The organism is Brevibacterium oceani (assembly GCF_017948325.1).
Taxonomy (GTDB): Bacteria; Actinomycetota; Actinomycetes; order Actinomycetales; family Brevibacteriaceae; genus Brevibacterium; species Brevibacterium oceani.
Genome location: NZ_CP072846.1, coordinates 3,658,916 through 3,677,281, shown reverse-complemented (window position 1 = coordinate 3,677,281; position 18,366 = coordinate 3,658,916). Strand labels below are relative to the sequence as shown.

Annotated in this window: 14 protein-coding genes and 1 tRNA gene; 10 read left to right on the top strand and 5 right to left on the bottom strand. The window is 66.2% G+C overall.

The features are described from left to right. The first annotated feature begins 93 nt into the window (after nucleotides 1-93). On the top strand, nucleotides 94-1,098 hold the full coding sequence (locus tag J9314_RS16390; protein ID WP_210603361.1) for an Ldh family oxidoreductase: 1,005 nt from the start codon (nucleotides 94-96) through the stop codon (nucleotides 1,096-1,098). A gap of 2 nt (nucleotides 1,099-1,100) precedes the next feature. On the opposite strand, the gene J9314_RS19245 is transcribed toward J9314_RS16390, so the two are convergent. Further along, a complete protein-coding gene (locus J9314_RS19245; RefSeq protein WP_246490457.1) occupies nucleotides 1,101-2,879 on the bottom strand; it encodes a PucR family transcriptional regulator in 1,779 nt (592 codons plus the stop codon). Nucleotides 2,880-2,992: 113 nt separating this feature from the next. Between J9314_RS19245 and J9314_RS16380 the strand changes: the two genes are divergently transcribed. The 4 genes from J9314_RS16380 to J9314_RS16365 all read left to right on the top strand — a co-directional run bounded on the left by J9314_RS16380 (nucleotide 2,993) and on the right by J9314_RS16365 (nucleotide 7,961). Further along, on the top strand, nucleotides 2,993-4,477 hold the full coding sequence (locus tag J9314_RS16380; RefSeq protein WP_210603360.1) for a CoA-acylating methylmalonate-semialdehyde dehydrogenase: 1,485 nt from the start codon (nucleotides 2,993-2,995) through the stop codon (nucleotides 4,475-4,477). An 81-nt stretch (nucleotides 4,478-4,558) separates the two neighbouring features. Continuing rightward, nucleotides 4,559-5,977: an aspartate aminotransferase family protein gene (locus J9314_RS16375; protein WP_210603359.1), complete on the top strand. Its 1,419-nt coding sequence runs from the start codon at nucleotides 4,559-4,561 to the stop codon at nucleotides 5,975-5,977. Between the two features lie 377 nt (nucleotides 5,978-6,354). Then, nucleotides 6,355-7,731 (top strand): inorganic phosphate transporter, encoded by a 1,377-nt coding sequence (locus tag J9314_RS16370; RefSeq protein WP_210603358.1) that lies wholly within the window; start codon nucleotides 6,355-6,357, stop codon nucleotides 7,729-7,731. Then, on the top strand, nucleotides 7,728-7,961 hold the full coding sequence (locus J9314_RS16365) for a hypothetical protein (RefSeq protein WP_210603357.1): 234 nt from the start codon (nucleotides 7,728-7,730) through the stop codon (nucleotides 7,959-7,961). Before J9314_RS16370 ends, J9314_RS16365 begins: the two co-directional genes overlap by 4 nt. 327 nt (nucleotides 7,962-8,288) lie before the next feature. Here the strand turns inward: J9314_RS16365 and J9314_RS16360 are convergent, their stop codons facing one another. Continuing rightward, a complete protein-coding gene (locus tag J9314_RS16360; protein ID WP_210603356.1) occupies nucleotides 8,289-10,121 on the bottom strand; it encodes a phosphoenolpyruvate carboxykinase (GTP) in 1,833 nt (610 codons plus the stop codon). 376 nt (nucleotides 10,122-10,497) lie between these two features. Here J9314_RS16360 and J9314_RS16355 point away from each other — a divergent pair. The 3 genes from J9314_RS16355 (at nucleotide 10,498) to J9314_RS16345 (ending at nucleotide 12,336) form a co-directional block, all read left to right on the top strand. Then, a tRNA-Arg gene (locus J9314_RS16355) sits at nucleotides 10,498-10,570 on the top strand. Between the two features lie 245 nt (nucleotides 10,571-10,815). Then, the gene (locus J9314_RS16350; RefSeq protein WP_210603355.1) at nucleotides 10,816-11,520 is read left to right on the top strand and encodes a hypothetical protein; all 705 of its coding nucleotides are present in this window, start codon (nucleotides 10,816-10,818) and stop codon (nucleotides 11,518-11,520) included. Nucleotides 11,521-11,565: 45 nt separating this feature from the next. Next, complete coding sequence (locus J9314_RS16345; RefSeq protein WP_210603354.1) at nucleotides 11,566-12,336, top strand: phosphotransferase; 771 nt, start codon at nucleotides 11,566-11,568, stop codon at nucleotides 12,334-12,336. A gap of 46 nt (nucleotides 12,337-12,382) precedes the next feature. Here J9314_RS16345 and J9314_RS16340 read toward each other — a convergent pair whose 3' ends face one another. After that, the gene (locus J9314_RS16340; protein ID WP_210603353.1) at nucleotides 12,383-13,861 is read right to left on the bottom strand and encodes an anion permease; all 1,479 of its coding nucleotides are present in this window, start codon (nucleotides 13,859-13,861) and stop codon (nucleotides 12,383-12,385) included. Between the two features lie 357 nt (nucleotides 13,862-14,218). Between J9314_RS16340 and J9314_RS16335 the strand changes: the two genes are divergently transcribed. Further along, nucleotides 14,219-15,022 carry an alpha/beta fold hydrolase gene (locus J9314_RS16335; protein WP_210603352.1) on the top strand — a complete coding sequence of 268 codons (804 nt, stop codon included), beginning with the start codon at nucleotides 14,219-14,221 and terminating at the stop codon, nucleotides 15,020-15,022. Between the two features lie 48 nt (nucleotides 15,023-15,070). Here J9314_RS16335 and J9314_RS16330 read toward each other — a convergent pair whose 3' ends face one another. Further along, the gene (locus tag J9314_RS16330) at nucleotides 15,071-15,871 is read right to left on the bottom strand and encodes a DNA alkylation repair protein (protein ID WP_210603351.1); all 801 of its coding nucleotides are present in this window, start codon (nucleotides 15,869-15,871) and stop codon (nucleotides 15,071-15,073) included. A 259-nt stretch (nucleotides 15,872-16,130) separates the two neighbouring features. Beyond that, a complete protein-coding gene (gene argG / locus J9314_RS16325; RefSeq protein WP_210603350.1) occupies nucleotides 16,131-17,552 on the bottom strand; it encodes an argininosuccinate synthase in 1,422 nt (473 codons plus the stop codon). A gap of 181 nt (nucleotides 17,553-17,733) precedes the next feature. Here argG and J9314_RS16320 point away from each other — a divergent pair, with 181 nt between their 5' ends. Further along, nucleotides 17,734-18,363, top strand: coding sequence for a GNAT family N-acetyltransferase (locus J9314_RS16320; protein ID WP_246490456.1), 630 nt, complete (start codon nucleotides 17,734-17,736; stop codon nucleotides 18,361-18,363). Nucleotides 18,364-18,366 lie beyond the last annotated feature (3 nt).

The following is an 18,366-nucleotide window of genomic DNA, read 5'->3' as shown; positions in this document are numbered from 1 at the left end:
GACCACCGGAACCGACGATTGAGTCGACGGTAGCCTGCTGGGGACAGGCAATGGTCGACCCCGAAGCGATTCGCCGCACATGAGGAGCGCACAATGACAAATGAATCCGACCGCATCTCCTTCGACGAACTCGTCGCCGCGATCGAGGCGAAGCTCGTCGGTGCAGGAGCCTCCCCGGCGGTCTCACGGGTGCTGGCGACCAACTGCGCGACCTGTGAGAGAGACGGCACGCTCAGCCACGGGGTCTTCCGGGTCGCCGGCTACCTCGATTCGCTCAACCGCGGATGGGCCGACGGCGACATTGAGGCGAGCGTCGACGCCGTCGGTCCCTCGTTCATCCGCATCGACGGACACAATGGCTTCGCACAACCCGCCCTGGCCGACGCTCGAGCGGAGGTTGATCAGGCGCTCGCCGACACCGGTGTCGCGGTCATCGCCCTGCGCAACACCCATCACTTCTCGGCCCTGTGGCCGGACCTGGAAGCGTTCGCCCGCCGCGGGTGTGTGGCACTGGGGATGATCGCCAGCGGCAAGCTCGCCGTCGTCCCCGAAGGGGCGACCAAGCCGGTCTTCAGCACGAACCCCTTCGGCTTCGCCACCCCAGTTGCTGAGGCGGATCCGATCGTCTTCGACTTCTCGACATCGTCGATGTCGCACGGCGACCTGCAGCTGCTGCGCGCCGAGGGCCGGGAAGTTCCGCCCGGCACCGGAGTCGACTCGATCGGAGCGGACACCACGGATCCGGGGGACATCCTCGACGGCGGCGGCATCCGTCCCATCGGTGGTCACAAGGGTGCGCTGCTGTCATTCATGATCGAAACGCTCGCTGCCGGCCTCACCGGCGGCGCCTTCACCTTTGAGATCGACGCCGAGGCGCCGGAGGGCGCCCATACCTTCCGCACCGGGCAGCTCTTCATCGTCATCGATCCCCAGCGGGGCGGCAACGATGCCTTCCTGGGCCGGGTCAGGGAGTTCGTCGATATGCTCCGCGAAGCGGGCATGGATCGTCAGCCCGGCGATCGCCGTTATGCCAACCGCGCCGAGGCCGCCGAGCGCGGAATCCCGATCACCGACACGATCCGCGCTCTGCTCGACTGACCTCACCCGTTCATCCGCCACCACAGCAGCGCCACGTGCAGTGCGGTGCGTGATTCTGCGTCATCGAGGGAGACGCCGAGGCGGTTCTGCAGCTTCGTCATCCGTGCGTAGAGCGCGGGCCGGGACAGATATCCGGCTCGCGCCATCGCTGAGATGTTCCCGCCGTGAGCGAGGTAGAGCTCGAGGAACCCGAGCAGATCCTCAGCATCGGCGCCCTCGTGCGCGGACCCGAGCAGGGGGCCGAGCTCGCCCTCGGCAAAGGCGCGCAGCCGCGAGTCGTCGGCAAACAGCGAGAGCAGTCCGCGCAGGCGGACATCGGAGGAGCGGTAGAACGAGCGCTCGCGCACATCGAGAGTCGACGCCACCTCGGCGACCTGGGAGGCGGAGTCGAGGCGCGCGACCGCATCGAGCAGAGAATCACTGCCCCGACCGACGCCGACCACCCAGCTGGCCGCATACTCCTCGACCTCGCGCAGGAGTCCGGCCAGGAGGGCATCGGCATCGGAGCCGGTCGACCGCCCCGGGTCGCCGGTGCCGCCCGGCCCGCCCGGCAGCCCGGTGCCACCCGGCCCGCCCGACCGGCCCGGCCCGCCCGACGGCCCGGAGGCGCCCGGCCGACTCGAGTTGCGCTTGTTCGCGCCCGCCGCCCTGGCCTCGGTCGGAGCCAGGATGAACCCGAAGACACCCGACTGCAGGCTCGTCGTGAGTACGCACAGACCCAGACGTGCCGCGGCCGCGACGATCTCCTGGGTCAGCCCGCGCTCCTGAAGTTGGATCCGCGTCGGCCCTGTCTCGGCATCCCGATCGAGACGGACGACGACGGGCAGGAACTGCGCATCCTCGACGGGAGCGAAGCCGAGGGAACGCGCACGTGCCCGTGCGGTGCTCTCATCGATGACCTCGGAGTCCGCGATCTCCCTGATCAGGCCGCTCTGCGCTTGCAGCAGCAGGTCCTGTTCGTCACGGTCGGCCATGCGCGTGAGCGTCAGCGCTTCTCCGGCCCGTTCGATGATCTGGTCGAGCGCTGCCGTCGATTCCGCAGGGCCGGGCACGACGAGGCGCCCCCACCGGCGTGCCCGCATCCCTACCGGAGTCTGCCGCCAATCCCGCGCGGCCTCCACACCCGGCGCGGTGCTCGCCCCCGTGACGAGATCCGCCCACTTCTGCGCAAGCGCAGCCGACCCCCGCCCCGCATGGGCGAGGACTCGGTGCGCGACATCCTCCAGGAACACGGGCGTTCCCAGCAGCTCGGCCGTGCGTTCCACGATCGTCTGGGCCCCCGCCCGATACAGGCTCAGCTGGGTGTACGTCTCATGGATCTCCCGCGCATGCTCGAGCCGGGAGATCTGCTGCGCGAGGAGGCGACGGTGGGCGTGCTCCGTGATCCGCACGAACTTGACCCGGTGCGGGAGGATGACGACGGGAAGATCCCTCGCCGAGGCGGCCGCCCGGACAACCGATCCCGCTGCCTCGTCGAAGGCGGAGTCCTCATCGACGAGTTCGATGATCGTGCCAGCGGCTCCGACTCGCTCGAGCTGATCGAGGAATTCGGTCATCGCTTCGGGAGAGTGGCGGAAAGCCGAGGCCGTGGTGAGCACGAGCTCCCCGCCTTCGAGGAACCGTTCGACGTGGTGAGAGTCGGCGATGTGCACCCACCGGATGGTCCGGTCGAGACCCGCCGCGCTCGCCAGCACCTCGGGCTCGGCCGCCCTGACCTCGTCGAGTTCGAGCAGGCCCGCGATGCTCAGCGACGCGCCATCCGTTTCCTTCGCAGAGTCCATTGACACAGTGTAAAGCCGGAGAGAAATATTCTGACAGTTTGACACTACCGGGATGGAGTTCGGCGACCGAGGATGGAGACAGCGAACACCCCGACGACGCAGAAGGACACTTCATGGCAACCCTGAACCACTGGATCAACGGACAGACCGTCACCGCCGACGGCGACACCCGCCTCGGCGATATCACGAACCCCGCCACCGGCGTCGTCAGCGGACAGGTCACACTCGGTTCGCGGGCCACCGTCGAGTCGGCGATCACGGCCGCAGCTGAGGCGTTCCCCGGCTGGCGCGACACGTCCCTGGCCAAGCGGACTGCTGTCCTGTTCAACTTCCGCGAACTGCTCAACGCCCGGAAGCAGGATTTGGCCGAGATCATCACGGCCGAACACGGCAAGGTCGTCTCCGACGCCCTCGGTGAGGTCGCTCGCGGCCAGGAGGTCGTCGAATTCGCCTGCGGCATCGCCGGACACCTGCGCGGCGGCCACACTGAGAACGCCTCGACGAACATCGACGTCCACTCCCTGCGTCAGCCGCTCGGCGTCTCCGCGATCATCTCACCGTTCAACTTCCCGGCCATGGTCCCGATGTGGTTCTTCCCCGTCGCCATCGCCACCGGCAACACCGTCGTGCTCAAGCCTTCGGAGAAGGATCCGACGGCCGCGAACTGGCTGGCCGAACTGTGGACGGAGGCCGGCCTGCCCGACGGCGTCTTCAACGTCGTCCACGGTGACAAGGAGGCCGTCGACACGATCCTCGAAAGCCCCGATGTCGCTTCGGTGTCCTTCGTCGGTTCGACTCCGATCGCGAAGTACGTCTATGAGAACGGCACGGCCACCGGCAAGCGCGTCCAAGCTCTCGGCGGAGCGAAGAACCACATGCTCGTCCTGCCCGACGCCGACCTCGACCTCGCCGCCGATGCCGCCGTCAACGCCGGATACGGTGCCGCCGGTGAGCGCTGCATGGCGATCTCCGTCGTCGTCGCCGTCGACTCCATCGCCGATGATCTCGTGGCCAAGATCGCCGAACGCACACGCACCCTGCGCGTGGGCGACGGGGCGACCGAACCGGACATGGGGCCTCTGGTCACCGCGGCCCACCGGGACAAGGTCGCAGGCTACATCGATGCCGGCGCCGAGGCGGGAGCCATCGTCGTCCTCGATGGCCGCGAGAACACCCCGGCCGACGGCTTCTTCCTCAACCCGACCCTGTTCGACAACGTGACCGCGGACATGTCGATCTACACCGATGAGATCTTCGGCCCCGTGCTCTGCGTCGTCCGTGTCCCCGGCTATGACGAGGGACTCGAGCTCATCAACTCCAACCCCTACGGCAACGGCACCGCGATCTTCACGAACGACGGAGGCGCGGCCCGCCGGTACGAGAACGAAGTCGAGGTCGGCATGGTCGGCATCAACGTCCCGATCCCCGTGCCCGTGGGCTACTACTCCTTCGGTGGGTGGAAGAACTCGCTCTTCGGCGACACCCACGCCTACGGTGACGAAGGGGTCCACTTCTTCACCCGCGGCAAGGTCGTGACCTCACGGTGGCTCGACCCCAGCCACGGCGGACTCAACCTCGGATTCCCCACTAACGACTGACACCCACGCCACACGGAACCACCTCGGCGGCCGATGCGCTCAACGGCGGGCGCATCGGCCACCGATGAAAGAAGGACTGACATGACCACGATCGATACCACCCCCGCCGAGGCGGCCGCCTCGGCGCGTTCGACAGCGGAGTCCCAGCCGCGCATCGGTGAGGATGCCCTCGCCGCCGGGCGCCGGGCCCATGAGCTCGACCGCGCCCACGTCTTCCATTCCTGGCAGGCGCAGGGACCATTCCAGCCGATGACGATCGTCGACGCGGAAGGCTCGTACGTCTGGGACGGGGAGGGGCGGAAGCTGCTCGACATGTCCTCGCAGCTGGTGAATACGAACATCGGGCACCAGCACCCGGCGGTCGTGACGGCGATCCAGGAGCAGGCAGGCAAGCTGTGCACGATCGCCCCGCAGCACGTCAACGACGCTCGTTCGGAGGCCGCGCGGCTCATCGCCGAACGCGCCCCGGGCGACCTCGACCACGTGTTCTTCACCAACGGCGGCGCCGACGCCAACGAACACGCGATCCGCATGGCCCGCCTCCACACGGGACGGACGAAGGTGCTCTCGGCCTACCGCAGCTACCACGGCGGCACCCAGCTGGCAGTCAATGTCACGGGTGATCCGCGCCGGTTCGCCAACGACTACTCGGCCGAGGGCATCGTCCACTTCATGCCCGCCTACCAGTACCGTTCCTACTTCAACGCCACCACCGAGGCGGAGGAGACGGCCCGGGCACTGCGGCATCTCGAGGACATGATCACGCTCGAGGGCCCGGGAAATATTGCGGCGCTGATCATGGAGACCGTGCCGGGGACCGCGGGAATCTACGGCCCTCCGGCCGGGTACCTCGAAGGCGTGCGCGAACTGACGGCGAAGTACGGGATCGTCTTCATCGCCGACGAGGTGATGGCCGGATTCGGCCGCACCGGTCGGTGGTTCGCCGTCGATCGTTGGGGCGTGACCCCGGACCTCATCACCTTCGCCAAGGGCGTGAACTCCGGGTACGTGCCGCTCGGCGGTGTCGCGATCTCGGACGAGATCTTTGAGACCTTCCGCGACCGGGTCTACCCGGGCGGCCTGACCTATTCGGGCCACCCCTTGGCGTGCGCGGCGGCGGTCGCGACGATCAACGCGATGGATTCCGAAGGCATGGTCGACAATGCCGAGCGCCTCGGTGCCGAGATCATCGGTCCGGCGCTGCGTGAGATGGCGCAGAGGCATCCGTCCATCGGTGATGTGCGCGGTATGGGCTGCTTCTGGGCCGTCGAACTCGTGCGCAATCAGGAGACGAAGGAGCCGCTGGCGGCCTACGGCGGCAGCTCGCCGGAGATGAACGAGGTCATCGCCGCGATGAAGTCCGAGGGCGTGCTGCCGTTCGCGAACTTCAACCGCATCCACGTGGTCCCGCCGCTCAACACCCCGGATGAGGACGTCCGCTTCGGGCTCGCCGTCCTGGACCGGGCGCTCGAGATCGCGGATCGGTACGTCACGGAGTAGGCGACCGCCTCGGCAGGGTCGGATGCGAACGGGGCGGTCGCCTCGGCGGGGTCGGACGTGAACGGGGCGGTCGCCTCGGCGGGGTCGGATGCGAACGGGGCGGTCGCCTCGGCGGGATTCGATCCTGACCGGGCCGGCCGCCTCGGCGATTGACGGATGCACGGACCCTGTTCGGAATGTGAGCGCTCTTGCACTCTCGTCCGGGCGGGGTCCGTTTGCGCACGTCAGAAGTGAACAAAAGGTGAACGAGGTGGAGTAGGGTCGAATTGCGGGTGAAGAGCGGTTGAATCTGTGGGTAGACTTCTGCGGGATAGTGATCGCTGGCCGCCAGCTGCATCATCCACGGTCCGAATAGTGTCTATACCCAAGGTCGATTAGTGGAAATCATCTTCGTCGTCGTGCTCGTCATAGCACTGGCACTGTTCTTCGACTTCACCAACGGCTTTCACGATACGGCCAACGCCATGGCCACCCCGATCGCAACCGGGGCGATCAAGCCGAAAGCGGCGGTCACGCTCGCCGCGGTCCTCAACCTCGTCGGCGCATTCCTGTCCACCGAGGTGGCCAAGACCATCTCCGGCGGCATCATCAAAGAAGGCGGCGGGGGAGTCCAGATCACTCCCGACTTCATCCTCGCCGGACTCATCGGTGCGATCATCTGGAACATGGCGACCTGGCGCTTCGGTCTGCCCTCATCATCGTCCCACGCACTCTTCGGCGGCCTCATCGGTGCGGCCATCGTCGGTGCCGGACTCAACTCCGTCGATTTCGGAGTGTTCCTTTCGAAGGTCGTCATCCCGGCGCTGGCCGCCCCGATCATCGCGGGATTCGGCGCCTATCTGTGCACGAAGCTGGCGTACGCGATCACCCGGCGAAACGACGACGGCAAGACCGCCCATCGTGCTCCTTTCAAATTCGGTCAGATCTTCTCCTCCTCCCTCGTGGCGCTGGCTCACGGCACCAACGACGCGCAGAAGACGATGGGCGTGATCACCCTCGTCCTCGTCTCGGCCGGCATGCAGGCGCACGGCACCGGCCCGCACATCTGGGTCATCACGGCCTGTGCCCTCGCGATCGCACTGGGCACCTACATCGGCGGCTGGCGGATCATCGACACCCTCGGCACGAAGCTCACCACGGTCAAGCCCGCGCAGGGTCTGTCCGCCGAGACTTCGACGGCCGCGGCGATCCTCGCCTCGTCCCACCTCGGCTTCGCCCTGTCGACGACTCAGGTGGCCTCCGGATCGGTGCTCGGCTCCGGTCTGGGACGCAAGGGCGCCGATGTCCAGTGGTCGACGGCCGGGCGCATCGCCTCCGGTTGGCTGCTGACGATTCCGGCCGCCGCGATCGTCGGCGCCGCTGCGGCCGGCATCGCCCACTTCGGGGTGGTCGGAGTCCTCATCGACACCGTCATCGCCGTCATCGCCGTGCTCTGGATCTTCCTCACCTCGCGCCGGGTCGAGGAAACGGACCTGTCGAACTTCGATGCCGTCGGTGAGGCCGTCAACATCCGCGGACGCAAGCGCAAGCTGCGCAAGGATCGCAACCGCAAGCGCGCCGAAGCGAAGCGGGCAGCACGTCGCGAGGCGTGGGAAGAGAAGCAGAAGGCGAAGCAGGAGCGACGGGCCTCGCACGAGCGCAAGGCCTCGGAATCCGAGGCACGGCGCTCAGCCTCGGCGAGTGTGCCGGCCGGGCAGGGCGATGGGAAGTCGGCGCGGTCGGACGAAACCGGTGACAAGGGGGACAGCAAATGATCGAGTGGAGTTCATTCCTCATCGTCGCGGCCGCGACCTGGGTGTCGGCGGTCGTCGTCATCACTCTCTTCTCCGTGGCAGTGCGCATGCGCGCCGTCCACGTCGACCAGACTGCTGAGGGCCAGGGTAACTCCCTGCTTCGACTCGGGTACTGGGCGGTCTTCGGCATCTGCGGATTGGTCGTCCTCCTCGGCGTCTACCTCATCGTCCCGGCCCTCCACGGCGCCTGACGGCGTGAGACGCCCGGCCTCCGGCGGCCGACCATCCCTCACCGTAAGCGGCAGCTCGCACCGTTGCACCGGTGCGTTTTGCCGCTACCGCTTCGTTGCGTGACCAACTGTGTGACGAGACGCTACCGGTGAGGGTGCTCGGGCGGGAGCCGCTCATTGCTCACTCAAGCAGTCCACGTTCGACGCTGGTTGTCCAATGCAGCCATAGTCGGTGCGCACGGACCTCGCGGACACGAAAATCCCCCAGCCACCTCGGCGGTGGTTGGGGGATTTTCAGTGTGCCAGTAGGCCAGCCTTCAACGAATCATCGGGCTGGCCCTCAGCGACTCAGGCAAGCCCGAGGCGCTGGCGGAGGTTGTCGACCTCGGCGCGGAGTTCGGTCGGAACCGAATCGCCGAGCTCGGCGTACCAGTCTTCGATGAGACCGAGCTCTGTCTCCCACTCCTCAGGCTTGATGGCCAGTGCCTTGCGCAGCTGCTCATCGGTGAAGTCGAGGCCCTCGGTGTCCAGGCCGCCATCGACCGGGGTGAGGCCCAGCGGGGACTCCTGAGCATCCGCGGTGCCGATGACGCGCTCGAAGACCCACTTGAGAACGCGCGAGTTCTCGGAGAATCCGGGCCACAGGAACGAGTTGTCATCGTCGCGACGGAACCAGTTGACGTAGAAGATCTTCGGCAGCTGGGCACCCTCGGTGTTGCCGATGTCGAGCCAGTGCTGCAGGTAGTCACCGACGTTGTAGCCGATGAACGGGCGCATCGCCATGGGGTCGCGGCGGACGACGCCGACGGCTCCGGTCGCGGCGGCGGTGGTCTCGGAGGACAGGACCGAGCCCATGAACACGCCGTGCTTCCAGTCCTTGGTCTCGGTCACGAGCGGCATCGTCGTCTTGCGGCGACCGCCGAAGAGGATGGCCGAGATCGGCACACCGTTCGGGTTCGTCCACTCGGGTGCCAGGGTCGGCACGTTCGCGATCGGGGTGCAGAAGCGCGAGTTCGGGTGAGCGGCCGGGGTGTCGGAGTCGGGGGTCCAGTCGTTGCCCCTCCAGTCGGTGAGGTGGGCCGGAGCCTCGTCGGTCTTGCCTTCCCACCACACGTCACCGTCGTCGGTCAGAGCGACGTTGGTGAAGATGTTGCCGCCTTCTTCGATGGCGCGCATCGCGGTCGGGTTCGTGGTGTAGCCGGTGCCGGGGGCGACGCCGAAGAGACCGAACTCGGGGTTGACGGCGTAGAGCTGGCCGTCCTCGCCGAAGCGCATCCAGGCGATGTCGTCACCGAGGGTCTCTGCCTTCCAGCCGGGAATGGTCGGCTCGATCATCGCGAGGTTGGTCTTTCCGCAGGCCGACGGGAACGCGGCGGCCACGTACTTGACGACGCCTTCGGGGTTCGTCAGCTTGAGGATGAGCATGTGCTCGGCCAGCCAGCCCTCGTCGCGGGCGATCGCCGAGGCGATGCGCAGTGCGTAGCACTTCTTGCCCAGCAGGGCGTTGCCGCCGTAGCCGGAGCCGTAGGACCAGATGGAGCGCTCTTTCGGAAAGTGCGTGATGTACTTCGTGGTGTTGCAGGGCCAGGCGACATCGTCCTGACCGGGCTCGAGCGGGGCGCCGACCGAGTGCACGCACTCGACGAAGTTCGCGTTCTGGGCGTCGATGGCGTCGAGGGCGTACTTGCCCGAACGCGCCATGACGAGCATCGAGAGGACGACGTAGGCCGAATCGGTGACCTCGATGCCGAACATCGGCTGGTCCGCCTCGGCGTGGCCCATGACGAAGGGGATGACGTACATGGAGCGTCCGCGCATCGAGCCCTCGAAGAGACCGTTCAGCGTCTCCTTCATCTCTGCAGGAGCGACCCAGTTATTCAGCGGGCCGGCGTCCTTCTCCTCTTCGGAGCAGATGTAGGTGCGACCCTCGACGCGGGCGACGTCCTCGGGATCAGAGGCCGCATAGTAGGAGTCCTTGGTGCCGTTGAGGCGCACGATGGTGCCGGCCTCGACGAGCTGCGCAGCGATCTGATTCTTCTGCTCATCCGAACCATCGATCCAGACGATTTCGTCCGGCGTGGTCAGGGATGCGATCCGGCCGACGAACGAGAGCACCGACTCATTCTCGGTCGGTGCGTTCTTCAGCTGGTCAGCGACGACATCATGGTCGAGGACAGTCATGAGTGGTCTCCTGTGGGTCGTGTGCGAGGGTTTGGACTCGGGCGGCTGGTCGATCCGTCGAGCGGTGGTACACATCCACCGTAGGATGGGGAGCGACGACAAAATCGCCCGTTTCGGTCACGCGAAGATGTGCATTGGATCACAAGCAGGGCATCAATGACGCGGAAGCGTCAATGATAGGACGTATTGTTTCAACGGGATGACGGTTTGTTTCAGTGCCGGATTTGCGCTTAAGTCCGCGGTTTCACCCCCTCTTCGCCGAGGCGGCTCTGCGGTTCCGTGTGAATGTGGCGAAGCGCACGCGGGAACGATTTGAGCTTGAGTGAAGCGGGTGTGTATAGTTGTTCGAGTTGCAGGGCGGAAGTCCGGTCAACATGCGCCACTAGCTCAACGGATAGAGCATCTGACTACGGATCAGAAGGTTGGGGGTTCGAATCCCTCGTGGCGCACCGAAGGAAAGTCCCTCACCAGGCATGATATCTGGTGAGGGACTTTTTCGTGTATGGGGAGCCGACATCCGTCGGTTGGCGGGATTGCGTCCCCAGCGCGGGGATAGTCCGCGACTGTATCCCGGAAGTGCACACGTAGTGATGAAAATCAGTACGCTCACACTTCTGATGCACAGTCACCGTCTGTCCGGGGCTTTGTGCGGCTGACTATTGATCCGAAGGTTGGGGTTCTGTTGAGTTCTGTGATGCGAAAGGCCCGTCGTCACCGCGACGAACTCGGCGACGTCGTTGCCGTCTTCGCGGACCGGCCCGGCCCGGGAACCGTGATCGGCTTTGTCCTCAGTTGGGTGGTCTGCACAGGCCTGACCTTCATCAACCCGGGGGAGACGCTGGTCTTGGCGATCGCACCCGGCATCATCTTCGCCCTGATCGTCGGACTCATACTGCTCTACCTATCCGGCGAGCGACTCATCGTCTGTGCGCGCGGGCTCATCGTCGGATCCGTGGCTCCCGGATTGCGTCCTTACGCCATTCCCTATCAGCAGATCACACCCGGCAGCATTGCCGGAATCGCCGGCGCGAACAGGTACCTCAAAGAAGTCGGGTTGCAGGGGCAGATGTCGCAGTCGACACTGAGGGCGTCGTGGTGGACGAGGAATGGCGTCCACTTCGTTGCCTGTTCGGCCGAGGATGCCCGGCGTGGACGCAGGCGTTTCACGCTTGCGCTCGACCCGATTCCGCGGTCGATCGACGGTCGTTGGATCTGGTTCGCCGGGACCGGGCGGCAGCCCGCGAAGTCGGCGATCGATGCCATCGCCTGGACCGCCTCGGCGGCGGGATTCTCACAGCTCGCCGAGGCGGCCACTGCACGTGGCGTCGTCGAGCTGACCGGCAACCCCGAGGATGCGGCCCGCCAGCTCCCCGGCCATCCGCCGGTCCGCGACCGCTGAGCGCGGTAACCGGAACAATGACCGACCGTAGTAGAGGAGGAGACCATGCGCCTGGCTTCGAGCGTTCCTGCCGACTACCCGATCCCTGACGACGTCCTCGAGATCACGGGTCCGGATCCGACTCCGGTCTGGCTCAACCAGACGGGCGGCCTGACGGTGCGGTTCGAGCTCGATAGGCGCGGAGGCGCAGAATCCGAGAGCGGACGGCGATGGGGGTATCTCAAGCGCAACCCGTTGCCGAATTCTGAGGATCTCGGACTCGAGGCGACCAAGCTGCGGTGGCTGGATGGCCGGCACCCGGCACCGCGGGTCGTCGCTCATCTCCGCCGAGACGTCGAGGGTGCGGATATCGAATACCTCATGACCGAGGCCCTGCCGGGCATCAACGCCGTCGACCCGACCCGCGCTGCCGAGGCGAACAGCGCGGTCATCGCGATCGCGCAGGGGCTCCGGATGCTGCACGGTCTCCCGATTGACGACTGCCCCTGGACATGGTCGACCGAAGACCGGCTCGGCCTCATCAGTGCCGAGGCCGCCTCTCGACTCGGATCCGTTCCGTCAGCCGACCGGCTCGTCGTCTGTCACGGTGATCCCTGCGCGCCGAACACCCTCATCGGTGACGACGGAGAATTTGTGGCCAACGTGGACATGCAGCGCCTCGGCGTAGCCGACCGGTGGGCCGACCTGGCCGTGGCGACGATGTCATTCGAATGGAACTATTCCGACTACGACGAGGCCCTGTTCTGGGACGCGTATGGAACCGATCCTGACATCGAGCGGATCCGGTATTACCGGGCCCTGTGGAGCGCGGAGTAGCACGCGGAGTGATCCACCGCTTCTATGGGCCGCTTCGGCGAGGGGATCAGCCCCACATGCCTAGCAGGGACATCCACCCGCCGCCGATGAGGCTCCAGATGAGGATGTTGACGATGGAGGCGAGGAAGCCGACCTTGAACCACTCGGCTGTCGTGACATAGCCGGACCCATAGATCACGCCCGCGGGTCCCGAGGCGTAGTGCGAGAGCCCGCCGATGAGGTTGCCGATGAAGCCCAGCGCCAGCGCCGCGAACAGCGGGGGAGCGCCGGTGGCGATCGCAGCGCCGAGGAACACGGAGTACATCGCGACGATCTGCGCCGTGTTCGACGCGAAGAGGTAGTGGACGTAGAAGTACACGAGGCTGAGCACGGCGAACGCTGCCATCCACGGCATCCCGCCGACGAGTCCGGCGACCTCGTCGCCGATCCACCCGATCACCCCGAGGGTGTTGAGGTGGGTGGCCATGCCCACGAGCACGGAGAAGAAGATCAGCGTCGACCAGGCACCCCGGTTGGCGGCCATGTCCTTCAAGGTCAGCACCTTGGTGATGAGGAGGATCGCAACGCCGACGAAGGCCGCCGAGGTGGCATCCACACCGATCATGTCGCCGAACACCCACAGGAGGAGCAGGAGGACGAACGTCGCGAGCATGGTCCACTCGCCGCGGCTCATGGGGCCGCGTTCCTTGAGCTCGTCACGCGCGTGGGCAGGAGCCTCGGGAGTCTTCGTCAGACCCGGTCGGTAGATCTTGGCCATGAACCAGGGCATGACGATGAGCGCGACGAGTCCGGGCACGATCGCGGCCAGAGCCCAGGCGCCCCACGAGATGTCGACTCCGGCGTCGGCGGCGAAGCCGACGGCCAGCGGGTTGCCGGCCATGGCCGTGACGAACATGGCCGAGGTGATGGTGTTGACCTGCACCGAAGTCAGGGAGAGGTAGGCGCCCAGCTTCTTCCGCGACTCATCGGTGGATGGGTGGGAGTCATTGACCGACGCCAGCGACCGCACGATCGGATAGACGACGCCTCCCGCGCGTGCCGTGTTCGACGGTGTGGCCGGGGAGAGCACGAGGTCCGTCAGCGCCATGCCGTATGACAGCCCGAGCGAGGAACGGCCCAGCCATGAGACGAACAGCAGCGCGATGCGGCGTCCCAAGCCGGTGAGCAGGAATCCGTCGGCGATGAAGAACGCGGCCACGATCAGCCAGATCGTCGAGTTCCCGAACCCCTGCAGGGCCTCGGTCTTCGCGTCCATCGTGCCGGTGACCATGGCAGCGGCCAGCCCGATCAGCGCCACCGAGGCCGTCGGCAGCGGCTGCAGGATCAGACCAAGAATGGTTCCGGCGAAGATTCCGGCCATGTGCATCCCGCGTGGGTCGATGCCTTCCGGGGCCGGGGTGAAGTAGATGATCAGTGTGAGGGCGAGGACCGCTGCGATCTTCCCCGCCATCGATAGGCCGGCGTGGGCGCGGGCCTGGCTCGCCGCGGCTTTTTCCAGCGTTCTGGTGCTGGACTGACTGGGCATGGGGCTTCCTTGATTCTCATTCGGGACGCGCCTGATGCCTTCTGCGTTCGCGTTGTGCCGGCGGCTGTCGCTGTCGGCGGCGACAGCGATGGCGTTCGGCGGGATCGGGGCGGACGAAGAGCCCGGTTCTGCGTGATCCGGTATCACAATAGACCCGTCTGAGACTGTTGAGGAGGCTCTCGGCCGGAGGGATATCTCACGTGGCATCGCGAGACGGCGAGTGGTAAGTGACGATGCACAGCTGACGAAGCGCATGGTGCTATTCGGCGAAGCGGGCAGCGGTGCTCGCTCCCGGAAGGGCGGGCAGTGGTGCTCGGTGAAGGAAACGAGGGGCCACCTCGGCGATATCATGATGGCGTGACCACGATCATCTGCGACGACGGCGTCCGACTCGACTACACCCGGACCGGGGATCCTTCCGGCCGTCCGGTCGTGCTGCTCGCCGGGTTCAGAGCCCCGGCGACGAGCTGGCTGTATCAGGTCGACGCCTTGGAGCGTTCTGGGTACTGCGTCTACGCCGTCGATCTGCGCGGACATGGCCGTGCCGACCGACCGCCGTCGGGAGTGACCATGGAGCGCCGAGGTCGCGATCTCGACGAGGTGCTCGAGGCTCTCGACCTTCGTGAAGCATTGGTCGTCGGCGGATCGATGGGCGGAAACACGATCTGGTCCTACCTCGCCCAGGCCGGCACGGAGCGGATCGCCGGAATCGTCATCGTCGACCAGACCCCGGCCATGCTCAACACCGACGACTGGCCCCACGGCTTCTACGGCTACGACACGACGAACGTCGACACCTACTTCGCCGACGGCATCCCTGACACCGGTCGCGGTACGCCGGTGTGGCGCCGCGGCCGGCGGGTCCTGAGGTTGCTTAAAGCGATGAAGGGCGTGGACAAGAATCTAGGCGACGGCGAACTCGTCCTGCTCAACGACCATGCGAAGGCCGATTGGCGGCCGGTGATCGAAGGCTGCGGAGTTCCCGTCCTCTTCGTTGCTGGATCCGAGAGCGAATACTGGCCGCCGGCTCATGCATGGGCAGCAGCGGGCCTCGCCCCGATCGGCTCTTCCGTCGTTCTGCCCAAGGCCGGGCACGCCGCGAACATCGAACAGCCTGGGGCCTTCAATGAGGTGCTGCTCGAGTTCGCCCGAGGGCTGTAGACGCTGCCGGTTCTCAGCGCTTGACTGCGAAGGCCGCCTCGACGTTGGTCATCGTGCCGCGAGGATCGCTGCCCGCTGCTCCTCGGTCAGCGGCTTGACCACCTCGCGGATCGTGACCCCCGACGCCCGGTGCGCCCGTGGCAGGATCCAATCGAAGACCAGGTCCGGACGCCTCTTCGCGGTGTCGCGCAGCACCCAGCCGATGGCCTTGCGAATGAAGAACTCCTTCTCCTCGAGCATGGCATCGGCAAAGCGTGAGAACCGATCGAAGTCCCCGCGCCCGGCACGCAACGGACGCAGATGGGCCAGCAGCGCCGAGCGTCGTATCCAGAAATCCTCATCCGTCGCCCAACGCTCGAGGACCGGATCGAAGCCGGAGTCCTGTTCACTCAGCGGCCCGACGAGGTCACCGGCGAGCGGATCGGCAAGGGCCCAGGTCTTCGCCTCTCGCAGGAAGCGTTCGATGACCTCGGCATCACCGGCGCCGAGGTGGTCCTGCGTGTGGATGAGCACCATCGTCGCCGCGGCGCGGCGTTCGTGGACGGGCGAGGGTTGTTCCGCGGAGCCGACGTTGTCGGGCTTTGCGGTCCCGGCCGGATCGCCTCCGGCTGCCGGCGCCGCCCATAAATGCTGTGCGAGGTCGATGGCGTCGTCGGGGCCGAGTTCCGCCCCGCGAAGCGCTGCTCTGACGACCGAGCGAGTGTCCGGCACGCTCACTCCGTAGTGGGTGAGTTCGCTCTTGAGGTAGGACTTTTCCTTCTCGGCCCGATCGCGGGTGCCTCGGTTGCGCAGCTCCCGGTCGACCGCCTCGGCGATGGTGCGGATGGAACCAGCGGAATCGGAAGTCATGGGATGAATCATCCCATCCGGGCGGCGTGTGGGCGATCGACGTGAGCGGTTCGGCGGCCCCACGCGGCCACCGGGTTGGCAGTCAGATCAGGACGCTCGCCGATCGCAGGTGAATGAAAGCGACGGCCGGCGGGTGCGCTTCCGGGATCGCAATGATCCGCGGAACGCACTCGCCGGCCGTTCTCTGTTCTCAACCGGAGGCCGCGAGTCTCATGCAGCGCGGTAGCTCCGGAAGTCTGTCATCGCCGGACGCGGAACTTCAGTCCGTACCGGCGTCGAATGCGGCGGAGAGGCCAGCCAGGTCGCCGGCTTCGTCCACCTCGGCGTTGGAGTTCGCGATCTCCTCGGCGCCGCCGGCCTCGAGCGAGCCCACGAGCTCCGAGGTCGGGCCAGACACGATGCCCATGGCAGCGTACTGTTCGAGGCGAGCGCGCGAGTCGGCGATGTCGAGGTTGCGCATGGTCATCTGACCGATGCGGTCCTCGGGGCCGAATGCGGAGTCGCCGACGCGCTCCATCGACAGCTTCTCCGGGTGGTAGGACAGGTTCGGTCCGGTGGTGTTGACGATCGTGTAGTCGTCGCCGCGGCGCAGACGCAGGGTGACCTCGCCGGTGATCGCCGAGGCGACCCACCGCTGCATGGACTCGCGGAGCATGAGCGACTGCGGGTCGAGCCAGCGTCCCTCGTACATCCGGCGGCCGAGGCGACGGCCCTCTTCGTGGTAGAGGGCGATGGTGTCCTCGTTGTGGATGGCGTTGAGGAGGCGCTCGTAGGTCACGTGGAGCAGCGCCATGCCCGGGGCCTCGTAGATGCCGCGGGACTTCGCTTCGATGATGCGGTTCTCGATCTGGTCGGAGACACCGAGCCCGTGGCGGCCGCCGATCTCGTTGGCCTTGTAGACCAGTGCGACGGGGTCGTCGAACTTCTCACCGTTGATCGACACGGGCCGGCCGGCCTCGAAGCCGACGGTGACCTCTTCGGTCTCGACCGCGACGTCATCGCGCCAGGCGGCCACGCCCATGATGGGTTCGACGATGTCGAGACCGGCGTCGAGGAACTCGAGCGTCTTGGCCTCGTGGGTCGCGCCCCAGATGTTGGCGTCGGTGGAGTAGGCCTTCTCAGCCGAGTCGCGGTACGGGTAGCCGTGCTCGACGAGCCATTCGCTCATCTCCTGTCGGCCGCCGAGCTCCTCGACGAAGTCCGAGTCGAGCCACGGCTTGTAGATCCGCAGCTTCGGGTTGGCCATGAGACCGTAGCGGTAGAAGCGCTCGATGTCGTTGCCCTTATAGGTCGACCCGTCGCCCCAGATGTCGACGCCATCTTCCTTCATGGCCCGCACGAGCATGGTGCCGGTGACCGCGCGGCCCAGGGGAGTGGTGTTGAAGTAGGTCTTGCCGCCGGAGCGGACGTTGAACGCACCGCACTGCAGGGCGACGAAGCCCTCCTCGACAAGCAGACGCTTGGCATCGACGAAGCGGGCGATCTCGGCGCCGTATTCCTTGGCGCGAGCGGTCACACCGTCGAGGTCGGGCTCATCGTACTGGCCGATGTCGGCCGTGTACGTGCATGGGACGGCACCCTTGTGGCGCATCCACGCAACCGCGCAGGAGGTGTCCAATCCGCCGGAGAAGGCGATTCCAACGTGCTCACCGACTGGGAGCGAAGACAGTACTTTCGACATGACACCAGCGTAACGTCATCGCCCACTGTCTGTCGAATTGTTATGCATAGGAATGTATTTTTATGTGAATGGGCAGGGTGAGGGGAGACTCCATAGTGGCGAAAAGTCCGATTTGGTGAGCGAAAACAGACTTCTCGCCACTATGGACGGAGGCGGCCTCGCCGATTGCTATCGTGTGTGGGTGACGAATCCTCTCGCACCTCAGTTCACCGTCCGCCCAGTGGCTTCCGGTGACATCGAGGCGATCCACGCGCTGACTGCGGCTGCTTTCGGCCAGGTTGACGAGGCAGAACTCGTCGACGCCCTCCGCGCGTCCGGCAATGGGATCGAAGGTCTGTCGTTCGTCGGCATCCTCGACGGTGAGGTCATCGCCCACGCCATGCTCTCTCGGTGCTTCGTCGGTGAGGTTCCCGGGGTCTGTCTTGCGCCCTGTTCCGTGTGGCCCGAGCACCAGCGCACCGGCGCCGGCACTGCGGTGATCGAAGCGCTCCTCGCCGAGGCGGCCCAGCGCGGTGAACCATTCGTCGTGGTCCTCGGCCACGCCGAGTACTATCCGCGCTTCGGTTTCACCCCGGCCTCAGGCTTCGGCATCACGCTGCACGTCGACGTCCCTGATGAGGCGCTCATGGCGATGCCACTGGCAGGCGACGTGCCAGCCGGATCTCTGTCCTTCGCCCCCGAATTCGGAGTCTGGGGCGAAGCGGGGCGGCTGCCCAGCGCCTTCCAGCGAATTGAGGTCGCCATCGGACATTTGCGCCTGAATTTAGGTCGCCATCGGATACTTTTCGGCCCCAGAAATGTCCGATGGTGACCT

Bases quoted from the DNA above. Each gene is read 5' to 3' on its own strand.
- J9314_RS16390 (WP_210603361.1), top strand. From the start codon at position 94: ATGACAAATGAATCCGACCGCATCTCCTTCGACGAACTCGTCGCCGCG.
- J9314_RS19245 (WP_246490457.1), bottom strand. From the start codon at position 2,879: ATGGACTCTGCGAAGGAAACGGATGGCGCGTCGCTGAGCATCGCGGGC.
- J9314_RS16380 (WP_210603360.1), top strand. From the start codon at position 2,993: ATGGCAACCCTGAACCACTGGATCAACGGACAGACCGTCACCGCCGAC.
- J9314_RS16375 (WP_210603359.1), top strand. From the start codon at position 4,559: ATGACCACGATCGATACCACCCCCGCCGAGGCGGCCGCCTCGGCGCGT.
- J9314_RS16365 (WP_210603357.1), top strand. From the start codon at position 7,728: ATGATCGAGTGGAGTTCATTCCTCATCGTCGCGGCCGCGACCTGGGTG.
- J9314_RS16360 (WP_210603356.1), bottom strand. From the start codon at position 10,121: ATGACTGTCCTCGACCATGATGTCGTCGCTGACCAGCTGAAGAACGCA.
- J9314_RS16350 (WP_210603355.1), top strand. From the start codon at position 10,816: ATGCGAAAGGCCCGTCGTCACCGCGACGAACTCGGCGACGTCGTTGCC.
- J9314_RS16345 (WP_210603354.1), top strand. From the start codon at position 11,566: ATGCGCCTGGCTTCGAGCGTTCCTGCCGACTACCCGATCCCTGACGAC.
- J9314_RS16340 (WP_210603353.1), bottom strand. From the start codon at position 13,861: ATGCCCAGTCAGTCCAGCACCAGAACGCTGGAAAAAGCCGCGGCGAGC.
- J9314_RS16330 (WP_210603351.1), bottom strand. From the start codon at position 15,871: ATGACTTCCGATTCCGCTGGTTCCATCCGCACCATCGCCGAGGCGGTC.
- argG (WP_210603350.1), bottom strand. From the start codon at position 17,552: ATGTCGAAAGTACTGTCTTCGCTCCCAGTCGGTGAGCACGTTGGAATC.